The sequence below is a fragment of the Microlunatus spumicola genome, assembly GCF_039536445.1.
GTDB classification, from domain to species: Bacteria; Actinomycetota; Actinomycetes; order Propionibacteriales; family Propionibacteriaceae; genus Microlunatus; species Microlunatus spumicola.
This window is the reverse complement of the sequence record NZ_BAAAYR010000004.1, coordinates 45,140-59,585: the sequence shown is the minus strand read 5'-3', so window position 1 is coordinate 59,585 and position 14,446 is coordinate 45,140. Positions and strand designations below refer to the sequence as shown.

Sequence of the window (14,446 nt, the reverse complement as noted above, 5' to 3'; positions counted from 1 at the left end):
CCGTGGGCCGCATGGCGGTCCAGCAGCAGGCCCTCGCCGCCCGCGAGGCGGCCCAGACGCTCGCGACGACGACGCGGGCCCGGAAGGACGCGGCCCTCCACGCGATGGCCGACGCCCTGGCCAAGGCGGAGACGGCGGTGCTCGAGGCGAACGCCACGGACGTCGGGCGGGCCGAGCAGGCCGGGACCAGCGCGTCGATCGTCGACCGCCTGCGGCTCACGCCCGACCGGGTGGCCGGCATGGTCGACGGGCTGCGCGACGTGGCCGGCCTGCCGGACCCGGTCGGCGACGTGGTCCGGGGGTGGACGAACGCGAACGGCGTGCAGGTGCGTCAGGTCCGGGTGCCTTTCGGCGTCGTCGGCATCGTCTACGAGGCGCGGCCGAACGTCACCGCCGACGCGGCCGGGCTCTGCCTGAAGTCCGGCAACGCCGTGCTGCTGCGAGGCTCCTCGTCGGCGGCCGCCTCGAACGCGGCCGTCGTCGACGCCCTGCGCGACGGGCTCGCCGACGCCGGCCTCCCGCGCGACGCGGTCCAGCTCGTGCCGGGACCCCGCGAGGTGACCGACGAGCTCATGGGCGCGCGCGGCCTCGTCGACGTGCTTATCCCGCGGGGCGGGGCCGGGCTCATCGACCACGTCGTGCGCAACAGCGTCGTGCCGGTCATCGAGACCGGCGTCGGGAACTGCCACCTCTACGTCGACGCGACCGCCGACGCCAACATGGCCCTCGCGATCCTGCTCAACGCCAAGACGCAGCGCCCCTCGGTCTGCAACGCCGTGGAGACGCTGCTCGTCCACGCCGACGCGGCGCCGCGCTTCCTCCCGCAGGCGCTCGCCGCCCTCGCCGAGGCCGGCGTCACCGTGCATGGCGACGACCGCACCGCGTCGTACGGGTCCGGCGTGCAGGCCGCGACCGAGGAGGACTGGGAGACCGAGTACCTCTCGCTCGACCTGGCCGCCCGGGTCGTCGACTCCATCGACGACGCCCTGACCCACATCGCCACCTACTCCACCGGTCACAGCGAGACGATCGTCACCGATTCGGAGGCCGCGGCGCAGCGCTTCACCGCCCAGGTGGACGCCGCCGCGGTCCTGGTCAACGCCTCCAGCCGGTTCGTCGACGGGAGCGAGTTCGGCTTCGGCGCCGAGATCGGCATCTCCACCCAGAAGCTCCACGCCCGCGGACCGATGGGCCTCCCCGAGATGACCTCCACCAAGTACGTCGTGACGGGTTCCGGCCAGACGCGCTAGGCGAGCCCTCGCTGCGACCAGAGCCATTCCGCCGGGTTCCAGGCCAGGCGCGACCTGCCCACGGGCGCAAGGTCGTGCCGAGTGTCGTCGGTCTGGACGAGGCACATCATTCGGTGCCCGATCAACGCGCCCAGGCGGCACTGGTCGGCGACGATGTCCAGGACGACCTGGGCATCACGTGGGTCATCGCCGACGAAGTCGTCGAAGTGGTGGAGCACGAGCACTAGCCCGGTCCTCCTCAGGTCGGAGCCGTACTGGCCCTCTGCGACATCACCCAAGCAGTCGTTCAGCGCGTTCAGGTTGCGGCCGAAGTAGGCCGGGAAGCTCAAGGCGGTCGAGAAGCGATCAAGGAGCTCCAGCGTGCTCGGTCGACCGCTGGCATCGATCTCCACGATCTCGTAGTCCTGCCCGCGAAGGTTCGCAAGGGCGTCCTGCAGGACGCGCCGTCGCCAGAACAAGCTGACGAAGCTGTCTCGAATCAGGCGGTAGGCGAGGTCTTGATCAAGGTCGTCACCGACGTCGAAGGCTGCCACGGCTTCATCGTCGTCGACACGGTCGGCGATGGTGCTGCTGGAGGAGCGATCTGATGACTACCTGAGTCATGAAGTGCGCTAGCGCGCACCTCACGGCGGGTCCGGCGCCCGAGCGGTGTAGGCGTGGCCGGTCGGGGTGGTCGTCCGGACCGTGTGGGGCTGCTCGCCGAGCCCGTCGTGGATCACGGTCGCGGTCCAGCCAGGCTGCTCGCGGACGAGGTTGTGCCGGGCGCAGAGGCCACGGCCGTTCGCGAGGGTCGTGTCTCCGCCGTCGGCGTAGCGGTGGACATGGTCCAGGTGCCGTACGGGTGCGCCGCAGAACGGTTCGCGGCAGGTCTGGTCACGGACGGTGATCAGGTCGCCCAACGGGCCGGTGAACCGGCGCCGCCGCGCCTCGAGCCCGACCACATGGCCGGCGAGGGTGGCGCGCACGATCCGCCACCGCTTCACCCCGCTGCTCGCGTCGACGACCGCGTGGGCCAGCGGTCCCGGTAGCGGCCCGGCACCGGTGATGGTGGCGGTCCGGGACGAGCCCGGATCGCTGACCAGCTCGGCGGGCACCACGATCTGCACCTCGACGGCCACGTCGGTCGCCGTGGCCTGGCCGGTCAGGCGTTCGACGAGGGTGTCGGCCATGATCTGGCCGCGTGTGCGCTCGTCGCCGGTGGCGACGAGGCCGTCGGTGTGGCGGCGCAGCGCCGCCAGGCACGCGACGCCCTGCTCGACGGGCAGATAGCCGCTGAGCACGCTCATCGCGTCCGGCGCCGGACGCAGGTTAACCCGGCGGTGCTTCCGCTCGTGCCGACCGCGGGCAACGTACGCCTCGCGGTCGGCCTCGTAGGCGTACCGCCGGGCCAGCGCCGCGGCGTCGCGCATCCCCTTGCCGCCGAGGTCGGACGCATGCAGCCGTGCATCGACCGCACGACGGGTCGCCTCGTCGAGGTGCCGCGTCTCGGTCACCACCGCCTCGGCCGTCTGCTCGCTCACCGACCCAGCCGCGAGGGACGCGTACGTTTGCGGGAGGTCGAACCACCACGCTCGCGCTGAGCCGAGCCTGCGGGCGGCGGCGGTTGGAGAAAGCCGGCACGCCAGCCCGATCTCCTCGGCGATCCCACGGCCGATGTCGCGCGGGTGCACGTCCTCGGTCAGCTGTCGCTCGACCCGCGTCCGGGCGAACCGGACGACGGTCGCCGCCTGCACCGCCGCCACCGCGGCTCGGAGCCGTTCCAGCACGGCGATCTGGTCGACCAGGTCCGCCTCGGACGACTCGTCGTCCACCCCGCCGAGCGCGTCCGTGGTCATCGCGCTCAACTCGCCGAGCAGCACCTGCAGACGCCGCGAGACCGGGTGAGGAAGTTCCTCCACCTCGTCCACCACCCGCAGCACCATGACCCGAACCTACGGCGCACCACCGACACTATTCGAACGCTTGTTCACATCTGTGGACAACTCTGTGGACCGGTCAGTTCTCCGTGAGGAGGTGGCGCGCGAGCCACCGACGGGCACGCCGTGCGTCCCGCACGACGAGCGGGAGCGCCGCGGTGATGACGACCGCGGCGAGCAGGGCGCTCCAGCGGCTGAAGACCGAGGACGCGACAAGCGACTGCCCCAGGACGTACACGACGAACCCGCCGTACACGGGAACCATCGCGACCTGCCGCACGAGCGAGTCGGCGAGGGCGCCCGCGTCTTCCTGCTCCTCGGCAACCACGGGCAGATCTCGCCGGACCCGGGCGAGCAGGCGACGCCGTCGCTCCCGCGGGATGGTGGCGGTGGGGGAGTTCCAGACCAGTCGCAGCGCACCGGCCCGACGGGCGCGGACGCCCGTGACGACCACGGTCACGAGACCCGCTATCACGAGCACCAACCCCACGGCTTCCCTGGCGGCGCTGGCGCTCGACGGCTCCAGGAGCTCAACGGGGGCGCAGACGGCGACCGCCAGGCCCATCGCGAGGAGCACCACGAGGGCGACGACGATCAGGGTGATCCGCCGGCGCCTCACCCGAAGACGCGCCTCGTCCGCCGCCCTCGGAACCCCCGCCCGCGCGTCCCCGCCGCCCGGTCCGCGAGGACGACGACGCAGCGGGCTGGGCACAACCGCTACAGTGCCACCATGAACTTCGGACTGGCGCTCCTGGAGACCGAGCGTGAGCTGCCGATCCCGGCGTGGGGGTTCGGTCTGATCGCCTTCATCATCCTGCACCTGATGCTGGCCATCACGATCTCCATCGGCAAGGGCCGCCCGCACAGCTGAGCGTGCCCGCCCTCCTCCTGCCGCCCACGACGCCGGCACCCGTCCACGCCGTGCCGCGGTGACGATCCGGCATGCTCCCGACCACGTCGCCTCGACGGGTCTCGCGCGCCAGCCGCGCACGAACGGCGAGCGTCACCGTCTCGGTGTGATGGGCGGGACGTTCGACCCGATCCACCACGGGCACCTCGTCGCCGCCAGCGAGGTGGCCACCCGGTTCGCGCTGGACGAGGTCGTCTTCGTCCCCACCGGAGAGCCATGGCAGAAGGCCGACCGCGAGGTCTCGGCCGCCGAGGACCGCTACCTCATGACCGTCATCGCCACCGCGTCCAACCCACGCTTCAGCGTCAGCCGCGTCGACATCGACCGTCCCGGCCCGACCTACACGTACGACACGCTCGTGGACATCCGCGAGGAGCGCGGCGACGACACGGACCTGTTCTTCATCACCGGTGCGGACGCCCTCGACCAGATACTCACGTGGCGCCACTCGGACAAGCTCTTCGACCTCGCGCACTTCGTCGGCTGCACCCGGCCGGGGGTCGAGATCGACACCCCGAACATCGCCTCCCTGCCCAAGGAGCGCATGACCCTGCTCGAGATCCCCGCGCTGTCGATCTCGTCGACGGCCTGCCGGATCCGGGTGGCCGGGGCCGAGCCCGTCTGGTACCTCGTGCCCGACGGCGTGGTCCAGTACATCGCCAAGCGCGGGCTCTACCTGCCGTGACACCCGTGGGCGGGTTGGCCCGACCTGGCACTCTTGACAGGTTGAGCCCGCGCCCCGGGCGTAGCAAGCCCTGGACGATAGGAACACCATGACCGCCACCGAGCACGCGCTCGAGCTGACGCAGGCCGCCGCACAGGCCGCCGCCGACAAGCTCGGCACCGACATCGTCGCCTTCGACGTGTCCGAGCAGCTCGCCATCACCGACGTCTTCCTGGTCATCACGGCCACGAACGAGCGCCAGGTCGGCTCCGTCGTCGACGGCGTCGAGGAGGCCCTGCGCGAGCACGGCGCCAAGCCCGTACGCCGCGAGGGCGACCGCGAGCAGCGCTGGGTGCTGCTCGACTACCTCGACCTCGTCGTGCACGTGCAGCACGCCGACGAGCGCCGGTTCTACGCGCTCGAGCGCCTCTGGCAGGACACGCCCCCGATCAGGCTCGAGCTGGACATCCGGCGGTGACCGCCGACCGCCTCGTCCTGTGGCGGCACGGTCAGACCGACTGGAACGTCACCTCGCGGTTCCAGGGCCAGGCCGACATCCCCCTGAACGAGACGGGCGTGGCCCAGGCGTACGCGGCGGCCCCGGTGCTGGCCGCGCTCGCGCCGTCCGCGCTGTGGTCGAGCGACCTCGACCGGACGCAGCGGACGGCGGCGGCCCTCGCGGCGGAGACCGGGCTGGAGGTCCGGCTGGACCACCGGCTCCGGGAGATCGACGTCGGGTCGTGGCAGGGGCTGCGCGGCGCGGAGGTCGGCGCGGCGGACCCCGAGGCGTACGCGGCGCTGCGCCGCGGTGAGGACGTCCGTCGTTCGGCGACGGGCGAGACGGTGTCGGAGGTGGGGGAGCGCGTCGCGCAGGCCCTGACCGAGATCGCGGAGGCGGCCGACGACGAGGCGACCGTCGTCGTCACGACCCACGGGCTCGCCGGCCGTGCCGGCCTATGCCGGCTGCTGGAGCTCCCGTTCGCGCACTGGCGAGCGTTCGGCAGCCTCGACAACTGCGCGTGGGCGGTCCTGCAGCGTCACCACGGCGGCGGCTACTGGCGCGTGGCCGCGTACGACGTCTCCGTCCGGGAGACGATTTCGTGACCCCGCGGGGCGCTTGGTAGTCTTCTCGAGTTCGTGCGGCGGGGCTTGATCCCGAGGCCGGACACCCGCAAGGGGCTTTGGCGCAGTTGGTAGCGCGCTTCCATGGCATGGAAGAGGTCAGGGGTTCGAATCCCCTAAGCTCCACAGTAGAAAGCCCAGTCAGAGGGTGTTCGGAATCGAACGCCGCTGTTGATCACGTCGATCCAGTGGCCCCGGCAGCCTGACTGACAGCCGACCGAACCGAGCTTCGCTGCCCTTTGGTGGCTGAGCGCCGCTTGTCGCGGACGGGCGAGGCGCGGGCATACTCGGGGCGGAGCAGTGTTCTCAGGCAGCGGATCGAGGGTCGAAACGGGTGGCGAAGGCAGCGGCAGAGGGTGCCGGGAGCGAACCCGTCAGTGGTGACCAGTCCACGCGAACACCCGCCGTACGCCGGAAGCCGAGCATCAACGACGTCGCCCGCGGCGCCGGTGTCTCGTACCAGACGGTGTCCCGCGTCATCACGGGTTCGCCGTTGGTGAGTGCGACGACGCGGGCCCGGGTGCTCGAGGTGATCGCGGAGGTCGGCTACCGCCGCAACAAGGCGGCGACGGCGCTGGTGACGAACCGTTCGACCACGATCGGGATCGTGACCGACGACTCGCCCCGCTACGGTCCGGTGGCGACGTTGCTCGCGGTGGAGAGCGCTGCGCGCGCGGCCGGGTACGGCTCGGCGGTCGTCGGGGTCAAGGAGCCGTACGACCAGAGCGTGCCCGAGGCGATGGGATCGCTGGGCGACGCCGGGGTGGACGGCATCATCGTGATCGCCCCGCTGCGGACCATGGCCGCCGCGGTGCGCCAGGTGCACACGGACGTCCCGGTCGAGATGATCGCGGCGGGGGTGTCCTCGTCGGCGCACGAGCAGCTCTTCACCTTCTCCGAGAACCAGGAGCTCGGGGCCCGGATGGCGACGCAGCACCTGATCGACCTGGGCCACCGCGACATCGCCCATGTCGGCGGGTCGATGGCCTGGTTCGACGGTCGGGTGCGCAAGCAGGGGTGGGAGTCGGCGCTGCGGGAGGCGGGCCTGCCGCAGGGGTTCTACGCGGAGGGGGACTGGAGCCCGCTGTGGGCGTACCACCTCGGTCTGCGCCTGGTGCGAGAGGGCGTACCGGAGGCGATCTTCGCGGCCAGCGACCACACCGCGCTCGGGTTGATCCGGGCGTTCGTCGAGAACGGGATCCGGGTGCCGGAGGACGTGAGCGTCGTCGGCTTCGACGACATCGAGGGCTGTGACGTCTTCCTGCCTCCGCTCACCACGGTGCGCCAGGACTTCCCGGCGCTGGGGCAGGCCAGCATCGCGGTGCTGCTCGGGTCGATCGAGGGTGTCGAGGTGGACCGGACGCCGATCCCGCCGACCCTCGTGGTCCGCAGCAGCACCACCAGACACCGCCGCAGCTAGCTGCTGAGCCCCCTCCTCGTCCAAGCGCTCGAGGAGGGTCGGCGCAGGCGCGATCACGAGAACCGTGGGGCGACCGCTCTTGACACGGCTCTCTACGAACGTTCACACTCCTACCAGTTCGTTCCGCTGTGAACGTTCACACCACGACAGAGTTGTCGAAGGAGAAGGCATGCAGCTCGGGTACCACACCATCTGCTGGGGTGGGGTCGTCGGCGACGCGACCGGAGTCACCAGCGTGAAAGACCTCTTCTACCGCACGCCTGGATCGATGCGGACGGCCATCTCCGACATCGCGGCCGCGGGCTACGCCGGGATCGAGATGTTCGACGGGAACGTCGCCGACTACGCCGACCGGCCCGCTGAGCTGGAGGGGCTCCTGGCCGACGCCGGCCTCGAGCTGGTCTCGGTCTACACCGGCGGCAACTTCGTCTACGCCGACCTGCTCGACGACGAGCTGCACCGGGTCACACGGGCCGCGGACCTGGCGCAGCGGTTCGGTGCCGCCAACCTCGTGGTCGGCGGAGGGGCCCGGCGCGCCGCCGGCACGACGGACGCGGACTACACCGCGCTCGCGGCCGCCCTTGACCGGATCACCGACATCGCCGAGGAGCGCGGGCTCACCGCCTGCTACCACCCGCACCTGAGCACGATCGTCGAGAGCCCGGACGAGCTGGACCGGCTGATGCCGCAGACCCGGATCGGCTTCTGCCCCGACACCGCCCACCTCGCCGCCGGAGGGGGCGACCCCGCAGCGCTCATCCGTCGCTATCCCGACCGTGTCCGGCACGTCCACCTCAAGGACGTGCGGATCGAACCCTTCGCCTTCCTGCCGCTGGGCGAGGGTTCGATCGACTTCACCGACGTCCGGGCGGCGCTCGCCGAGATCGGCTACGACGGCTGGCTGATCGTCGAGCTCGACTCCTACGACGGCGATCCCGCCGTCGCGGCGCAGATCAGCAAGGCCTACCTCGAGCAGCTGCTCGCTTCCTGAGCCGCTCCCGCTCGGCCAGACCCGGCTCGAGCACCACGTCGCACCCCGCTCTGCTCGCGCACTCGTGCGCGCTGACGCATCCATGTTGATCTACGGACGGAGAAGATCATGAACAAGACCAAGCTCACCGCGGTGGCCGCCCTGGCCGCCTCGACGCTGATCGCCTTCAGCGGCTGCACGAAGGCGACCACGACCACCACGGCGTCCGACCCGGGCGTCTCGGAGCAGGCCGACCGGGCGCTCCAGGAGGTCACGGGCAAGGTGCTCTCGAAGGGCCCGAACGGTGAGGACCCCGCCCCGGCCTCGACCGCCGACCTGTCCCCGGACGAGATCGAGCAGATCAGGGCCAAGAACCTGAAGGCGGCGATCGTCATGCACTACGGCGGCAACGACTGGGCCAACGCCCAGATCGCCGGGCTGAAGGACCAGTTCGCCAAGCTCAACATCGAGGTGGTCGCGACGACCGACGCCAACTTCAAGCCGGACAAGCAGGTGTCCGACCTGGAGACGGTGATGAGCAAGAAGCCGGACATCATCGTGTCCATCCCCACCGACCCGGTGGCCACGGCCTCGGCGTACAAGAAGGTCGCTGCGGCGGGCGTGAAGCTCGTCTTCATGGACAACGTCCCTCAGGGGATGACGGCCGGCAAGGACTACGTCTCCGTGGTCTCCGCCGACAACCTGGGCAACGGCGTGGTCTCGGCGCACCTGCTCGCGAAGGCCACCGGGGGCAAGGGCGAGATCGGCGTGATCTACCACGAGGCCGACTTCTTCGTCACCAAGCAGCGCTACCAGGGCTTCAAGGACACGATCACCGCCGACTACCCGGACCTCAAGATCGTGGAGGAGAAGGGCATCGCCGGGCCGGACTTCGCCGGCGATGCCCAGGGCGCAGCGAACGCGATGCTCGCCAAGCACCCGAACCTGACCGGCATCTGGGCCGTCTGGGACGTCCCGGCCGAGGGCGTGCTGGCCGCGGCCCGGGCCACGGGTCGCGGTGACCTGAAGATCGCCACCGAGGACCTGGGCAAGAACGTCGCGATCGCGATGGCCAAGAACGAGCTCGTCGTCGGACTTGGAGCTCAGGTTCCCTTCGACCAGGGAGTCACCGAGGCAAACCTGGCCGCCGGTGCCGAGATCGGCAAGAAGGCCGCCCCGTACGTGGCGCTGAGCGCCCTCCCGGTCACCCACGACAACGTCCTCGACGCCTGGAAGAAGGTCTACCACGAGGACGCCCCGGCCGACCTGCAGTCGTCGTTCAAGCCGTGACCGAGCCGGCGACCCACGAGCCGGGGGCCGAGATGACGGACCAGGCATCGCCCGAGCCGGCGATCGCGATGATCGGCATCGAGAAGAGCTTCGACGGCGTCGTGGTGCTGAAGGGCGTGGACCTCGAGGTGGCCCGCGGAGAGATCCACGCCCTCGCGGGTGGCAACGGAGCGGGCAAGTCGACGCTGATGAAGATCCTCCAGGGCGTCTACAGCAAAGACTCCGGCCAGATCGTGATCAACGGCCACCCGGTCGAGCTGACCTCGATCCAGGCGGCGAAGGCGGCCGGCATCGGGATGGTCTTCCAGGAGTTCAGCCTGGTGCCGAGCCTGACGGTCGCGCAGAACATCTACCTCGGCGTGGAACCCATGTCCGGGGGCCTGATCGACGACCGGGAGGCGGTTCGCCGGGCGCGACGGGTGTTCGTCGACATGGGCGTCGACGTCGATCCGCGCGCCCGCGTCAGCGAGCTGAGCACCGCGTACTGGCAGCTCACCGAGATCGCGAAGGCCCTGGCCCAGGACGCCCAGGTGCTGATCATGGACGAGCCCACGGCCAGCCTCGCCCGGCACGAGACCGAGGCGCTGTTCGAGCTCATCGACCGGCTGAAGGCGCGGGGCATCGCCATCGTCTACATCTCGCACCGGATGGACGAGGTGTACCGGATCGCGGACCGGATCACGATCCTGCGAGACGGCAGCCGGCTGCTCACCCGACCGCTCGCCGACATCACCCCGGCTCAGATCGTCGAGGGGATCGTCGGCAAGGAGATGGGTGCCGAGATGGCGTACCGGGACCGCGGCCACCCCGAGCTCGGCGAGGTGCTGCTGGAAGCCAAGAACCTCCAGGCCCCACCTCGCGTGAACGACGTCTCCTTCACCCTGCGCGCCGGCGAGATCATCGGTCTCGCCGGGCTGATGGGCAGCGGAAGGACCGAGCTGGCCCGCGTGCTGTTCGGGATCGACGCACTCCGCTCCGGTGAGATCACCGTGCGGGGTCGCCGGGTGGACCTGTCCTCACCGCAACGCGCCATCTCCTCCGGTCTCGCTCTGATCCCGGAGGACCGGCGTGAGCAGGGGCTCGTGCTGGACCACTCGGTGCGGGAGAACCTGCTGCTGCCGCTGCTCGACCGGGTGCAGAACGGGGTGCTGCTGAGCAAGGCCAAGGGCCGGACGTTGTCCGACGACCTGATCAAGCGGTTCACGGTCAAGGTGGCCCATCCCCACCGGGCGGTCCGGCTGCTCTCGGGTGGCAACCAGCAGAAGGTGGTGCTGGCCAAGTGGCTGGGCACCGACCCGGACGTGCTGATCCTGGACGAGCCCACCGCCGGTGTCGACATCGGCACCAAGAGCGAGATCCTCGAGATGATCCGCCAGCTGGCCGACGCCGGCAAGGGAGTCATCGTCATCTCCTCCGAATATCCCGAGCTGCTCGCCGTCAGCGACCGCATCTTGATCGTGCGCGACGGGACCATCGCCGCGGAGATGCCCCGTAGCGAGGTCGCCGACGAGGAAGCCCTCCAGCTAGCCGTACAAGGAGTCCCCGCATGACCACCACCGTCACCACCCCGAGCGCGGCCCGGGACGACAGCCTGAGCGCACGGCTCAGGACGGTCGACTGGCGCCGCTACGTGATCTATATCGGGTTCGTCGTGATCTTCCTCGTGTTCGCCGTGCTGCTCGGTGACGAGGGGTTCCTGTCGGCGAACAACCTGCTCAACATCTTCCGCCAGACCGCGACGATCACCGTGATCGCGGTGGGCATGACCTACGTCATCGCCTGTGCGGAGATCGACCTCAGTGTCGGGTCGGTGGCCGGACTCTCGTCGGTCTGCGCCGCCATGGGGATCGCCGCGTTCGGACTGGTCCCGGGCATCATCGCCGGCCTGCTCGTCGGGGTGATCATCGGCGCGGTCAACGGTGCGCTGGTCAGCCTGCTGGGCATCCCGTCCTTCCTGGTCACCCTCGGCATGCTGGGCGTGGCCGCCGGTCTGGCGCAGTGGATCACGCAGTCCGCCCCGCAGCCGATCCTGAACGATGCCTTCATCGTGATCTTCGGAGGCGGCAACGTCGGTCCCATCCCCGGTCTGCTGGTGTGGAGCGCGATCTTCGTGGCGCTGGGCGCCGTGGCCATGAACAAGACCCGCTTCGGTCGTCAGGTGCTGGCCACCGGTGGCAACCGGACGGCAGCTCAGTTCACCGGGGTGAACACCAAGCGGATCAAGTTCCAGGTGATGCTCCTCTCCGGCGTCGTGGCCTCGGTGGCCGGCATGCTCTACGCGGGGCGGCTCGAGTCGGGACGGTTCCAGTGGGGCGCCGGGGACGAGCTGTCCGCCATCGCGGCGGTGATCCTGGGCGGCACGAGCCTGTTCGGCGGCGCCGGCTCCGTGGTCGGCACCCTCATGGGCGCGCTGCTGATCGGCTTGATCAACAACGGCCTGATCCTGGCCGGACTGGACTCCAGCCAGCAGCAGGTGGTGCGGGGAGCGATCATCATCCTGGCCGTCGCGCTGGCTCGGAAGAAGTGATCATGACGACCGAGACCGACACCTGGTTCGACCACCACCAGCGGGCCACCGTCGAGGCGGCGATGGCCCGCATCATCCCCACCGACGACCTCCCGGGGGCCCGGGAGGCGGGCACGGTCGACTTCCTGGACCGCTACCTCTCCGGGATCGACTTCATCTACGCCAAGCCGGACGGCAGCGGGTTCGAGACGCTGTCCGGTCGCAGCGCGGTGGCGTGGACGCGACGCGTCGAGCTGGCCCGGCAGAAGTACGACGACGGTGTACGCGAGCTGGACCGGCAGGCCCAGGCGCTGGCCGGCGTCGACTTCGTCGGGCTGACGGACGCGCAGCAGGACCGCGTCCTGGCCGCGCTCGAGCGCGGTGTCGACGCCGGGCCGGAGCTGGCCAAGCCCGAGGTGCCGTACGGCATCGAACCCGCCCTGCAGCAGACCAACGCGGAGTCCGAGCTGGACTTCTTCTCGCTGCTGGTCACCCACACGCGACAGGGCTTCCTGTCCGACCCGATCTACGGCGGCAACCGGGACCACATCGGCTGGCAGGTCATCGGGTTCCCCGGGCCGGCCTCGCTCGCCGAGGTTCATTCCGGTCGCTACAGCACGTCGGAGTACTTCGCCGACGACCGTCGCCATCCCACGCCCCACCGACAGCAACAGGGCCTGAACGGCCAGGAGGACGCGTCATGAGCACGCCCGTGCGCAAGCCCGAGAGGGTCGACGTCTGCATCGTGGGCGCCGGTGCCACCGGCGCCACGGCCGCCAAGGTGCTGACCGAGGCCGGCCGCACGGTGGTCGCCCTGGAGAAGGGACCGTGGCGGACCAAGGAGACGTTCGGCGGCGACGAGCTGGCCAACGTCAACCGCTACAACCTGTGGCCCGACCCGGCGCAGGATCCGCGCACGGTCAGGACCACGGCCGACGAGCAGGCGCACGAGGAGCTGTTCTGCCCCGTGCCGCAGATGGTCGGCGGCGGAACCGTGCACTGGCAGGGATGGTTGCCCCGCTTCACCCCGGAGGACTTCCGCCTGCGGAGCATCGCCGGTGAGGTGCCCGGCACCTCCCTGGTGGACTGGCCGATCAGCTACGACGACCTCGAGCCCTACTACTCGAAGGTGGAGTGGGCCTTCGGGGTCTCCGGCGAGGCAGGGGCGAACGCGTACGAGGGCTGGCGGAGCCAGGGTTACCCGTGCCCGCCGATGCCGCAGTCTCGTTACGCCGAGAAGTTCCACAAGGGCTGCGCGAACCTCGGCTGGAACTCGTTCCCGACCCCTCAGGCCGCGCTGTCCCGGCCCTTCAACGGCCGCCCGGCCACGGTGCTGAGCGCCTTCGCCCAGCAGCACGGCGACCCGAGCGGCACCCGTTCCAGCGCGCTCAACGTCTTCATCCCCGATGCCGTCGCCACCGGCCGGTACGACCTGCGGCCGGAGTCGTACGTCCGCGAGCTGGCGCTCGACAGCCGAGGCCGGGTCCGCGCCGCGATCTACGTCGACGCCCACGGCAACACCGTCGAGCAGGAGGCTGACGTGTTCGTCCTGGCGGGAGGAGCGATCGAGTCGGCCCGGCTCCTGCTCATGTCGCAGTCCAGACGTTTCCCTGACGGTCTCGCCAACGGCAGCGACCTGGTGGGCCGCAACGTCACGTTCCACGAGTACTCGGCCTCGGTCGGCACCTTCGCGGACCCGATCAACGCCTGGGCCGGCGGCGGCTACGTCAGTGCGAGCTCGTTCCAGTTCTACAACCACGACGCGTCGAGGGACTTCGTCAGCGGTGGTCACATCGCGGCCGCCGGCGTCGGGATCCCGCTGCCGATCAACTGGCACCTGCCCGGACGGCCGACCTGGGGAGCAGAGGCGAAGAAGGTCGACCGCGAGCTGTTCAACCACAGCATGGCGGTGGCGATGGTGCTCCACGACATGCCGCAGCACGACAACCGGGTCGACCTCGATCCCGACGTCACGGACGCCTGGGGGTTCCCGGTGGCTCGGGTCACGCTGAAGACGCACGAGAACGACCTGACCCAGGGGCGGTTCCTGGTCGACCGCTGCGGCGAGATCCTCGAGGCGGCGGGCGCGGCAACGGTGGACAAGGTCTATCCGACCCGGGTCACCGGCAACTGCTCCCACCAGCACGGCACCACCCGCATGGGCACGGACCCGGATGCTTCGGTCCTGACCCCGAACTGCCGGGCGCACGAGGTCGACAACCTGTTCGTGGTCGACGGTGGGCCGTTGCCGACCGCCACCGGGGCCAACCCGACCCTGACGTTGATGGCCAACGCATGGCGGGTGGCTGATCGGATCGTCGCCGGAGACTGATGCCAGCGCATGGAAGAGGTCAGGGGTTCGCGCTGGGTTGATGCGCTGCAGCCCGCGACGAGGGGC

General features: G+C 70.3%; 15 protein-coding genes and 1 tRNA gene. 13 read left to right on the top strand and 3 right to left on the bottom strand.

All coding sequences use genetic code 11. The annotated features are described in order from the left end of the window. The first annotated feature begins 2 nt into the window (after positions 1 to 2). A complete protein-coding gene (locus ABD665_RS13395; protein ID WP_344742440.1) occupies positions 3 to 1,250 on the top strand; it encodes a glutamate-5-semialdehyde dehydrogenase in 1,248 nt (415 codons plus the stop codon). On the opposite strand, the gene ABD665_RS13390 is transcribed toward ABD665_RS13395, so the two are convergent. The 3 genes from ABD665_RS13390 to ABD665_RS13380 form a co-directional block, all read right to left on the bottom strand. After that, positions 1,247 to 1,783, bottom strand: coding sequence for a barstar family protein (locus ABD665_RS13390; protein ID WP_204913166.1), 537 nt, complete (start codon positions 1,781 to 1,783; stop codon positions 1,247 to 1,249). The genes ABD665_RS13395 and ABD665_RS13390 overlap by 4 nt on opposite strands. Positions 1,784 to 1,873: 90 nt before the next feature. Further along, positions 1,874 to 3,172, bottom strand: a complete 1,299-nt coding sequence (locus ABD665_RS13385; protein ID WP_204913165.1) for a DUF222 domain-containing protein — start codon at positions 3,170 to 3,172, stop codon at positions 1,874 to 1,876. Between the two features lie 73 nt (positions 3,173 to 3,245). Continuing rightward, complete coding sequence (locus ABD665_RS13380) at positions 3,246 to 3,785, bottom strand: hypothetical protein (RefSeq protein ID WP_204913164.1); 540 nt, start codon at positions 3,783 to 3,785, stop codon at positions 3,246 to 3,248. 111 nt (positions 3,786 to 3,896) lie between these two features. Here ABD665_RS13380 and ABD665_RS13375 point away from each other — a divergent pair, with 111 nt between their 5' ends. From ABD665_RS13375 to ABD665_RS13320, 12 genes are all read left to right on the top strand, one after another. Further along, positions 3,897 to 4,037 (top strand): hypothetical protein, encoded by a 141-nt coding sequence (locus ABD665_RS13375; protein WP_183337029.1) that lies wholly within the window; start codon positions 3,897 to 3,899, stop codon positions 4,035 to 4,037. A 64-nt stretch (positions 4,038 to 4,101) separates the two neighbouring features. Next, positions 4,102 to 4,761, top strand: a complete 660-nt coding sequence (gene nadD / locus ABD665_RS13370; RefSeq protein WP_344742577.1) for a nicotinate-nucleotide adenylyltransferase — start codon at positions 4,102 to 4,104, stop codon at positions 4,759 to 4,761. A gap of 88 nt (positions 4,762 to 4,849) precedes the next feature. Further along, on the top strand, positions 4,850 to 5,218 hold the full coding sequence (gene rsfS, locus ABD665_RS13365) for a ribosome silencing factor (RefSeq protein ID WP_204913163.1): 369 nt from the start codon (positions 4,850 to 4,852) through the stop codon (positions 5,216 to 5,218). After that, on the top strand, positions 5,215 to 5,844 hold the full coding sequence (locus ABD665_RS13360) for a histidine phosphatase family protein (protein WP_204913162.1): 630 nt from the start codon (positions 5,215 to 5,217) through the stop codon (positions 5,842 to 5,844). Before rsfS ends, ABD665_RS13360 begins: the two co-directional genes overlap by 4 nt. 71 nt (positions 5,845 to 5,915) lie before the next feature. Further along, a tRNA-Ala gene (locus tag ABD665_RS13355) sits at positions 5,916 to 5,988 on the top strand. Between the two features lie 208 nt (positions 5,989 to 6,196). After that, on the top strand, positions 6,197 to 7,282 hold the full coding sequence (locus ABD665_RS13350) for a substrate-binding domain-containing protein (RefSeq protein WP_204913161.1): 1,086 nt from the start codon (positions 6,197 to 6,199) through the stop codon (positions 7,280 to 7,282). Positions 7,283 to 7,451: 169 nt separating this feature from the next. Further along, positions 7,452 to 8,273, top strand: coding sequence for a TIM barrel protein (locus ABD665_RS13345; RefSeq protein WP_204913160.1), 822 nt, complete (start codon positions 7,452 to 7,454; stop codon positions 8,271 to 8,273). Positions 8,274 to 8,381: 108 nt separating this feature from the next. After that, complete coding sequence (locus tag ABD665_RS13340) at positions 8,382 to 9,542, top strand: substrate-binding domain-containing protein (protein ID WP_204913159.1); 1,161 nt, start codon at positions 8,382 to 8,384, stop codon at positions 9,540 to 9,542. Then, positions 9,539 to 11,092: a sugar ABC transporter ATP-binding protein gene (locus ABD665_RS13335; protein WP_344742439.1), complete on the top strand. Its 1,554-nt coding sequence runs from the start codon at positions 9,539 to 9,541 to the stop codon at positions 11,090 to 11,092. Before ABD665_RS13340 ends, ABD665_RS13335 begins: the two co-directional genes overlap by 4 nt. Then, complete coding sequence (locus ABD665_RS13330; RefSeq protein ID WP_204913158.1) at positions 11,089 to 12,069, top strand: ABC transporter permease subunit; 981 nt, start codon at positions 11,089 to 11,091, stop codon at positions 12,067 to 12,069. Before ABD665_RS13335 ends, ABD665_RS13330 begins: the two co-directional genes overlap by 4 nt. 2 nt (positions 12,070 to 12,071) lie before the next feature. Beyond that, positions 12,072 to 12,752 carry a gluconate 2-dehydrogenase subunit 3 family protein gene (locus ABD665_RS13325; protein ID WP_204913157.1) on the top strand — a complete coding sequence of 227 codons (681 nt, stop codon included), beginning with the start codon at positions 12,072 to 12,074 and terminating at the stop codon, positions 12,750 to 12,752. Then, positions 12,749 to 14,380: a GMC oxidoreductase gene (locus tag ABD665_RS13320; protein WP_204913156.1), complete on the top strand. Its 1,632-nt coding sequence runs from the start codon at positions 12,749 to 12,751 to the stop codon at positions 14,378 to 14,380. The genes ABD665_RS13325 and ABD665_RS13320 overlap by 4 nt, the downstream gene beginning before the upstream one ends. Positions 14,381 to 14,446: the final 66 nt, after the last annotated feature.

Bases quoted from the DNA above. Each gene is read 5' to 3' on its own strand.
- ABD665_RS13375 (WP_183337029.1), top strand. From the start codon at position 3,897: ATGAACTTCGGACTGGCGCTCCTGGAGACCGAGCGTGAGCTGCCGATC.
- ABD665_RS13345 (WP_204913160.1), top strand. From the start codon at position 7,452: ATGCAGCTCGGGTACCACACCATCTGCTGGGGTGGGGTCGTCGGCGAC.
- ABD665_RS13330 (WP_204913158.1), top strand. From the start codon at position 11,089: ATGACCACCACCGTCACCACCCCGAGCGCGGCCCGGGACGACAGCCTG.
- rsfS (WP_204913163.1), top strand. From the start codon at position 4,850: ATGACCGCCACCGAGCACGCGCTCGAGCTGACGCAGGCCGCCGCACAG.
- ABD665_RS13325 (WP_204913157.1), top strand. From the start codon at position 12,072: ATGACGACCGAGACCGACACCTGGTTCGACCACCACCAGCGGGCCACC.
- ABD665_RS13340 (WP_204913159.1), top strand. From the start codon at position 8,382: ATGAACAAGACCAAGCTCACCGCGGTGGCCGCCCTGGCCGCCTCGACG.
- ABD665_RS13385 (WP_204913165.1), bottom strand. From the start codon at position 3,172: ATGGTGCTGCGGGTGGTGGACGAGGTGGAGGAACTTCCTCACCCGGTC.
- ABD665_RS13320 (WP_204913156.1), top strand. From the start codon at position 12,749: ATGAGCACGCCCGTGCGCAAGCCCGAGAGGGTCGACGTCTGCATCGTG.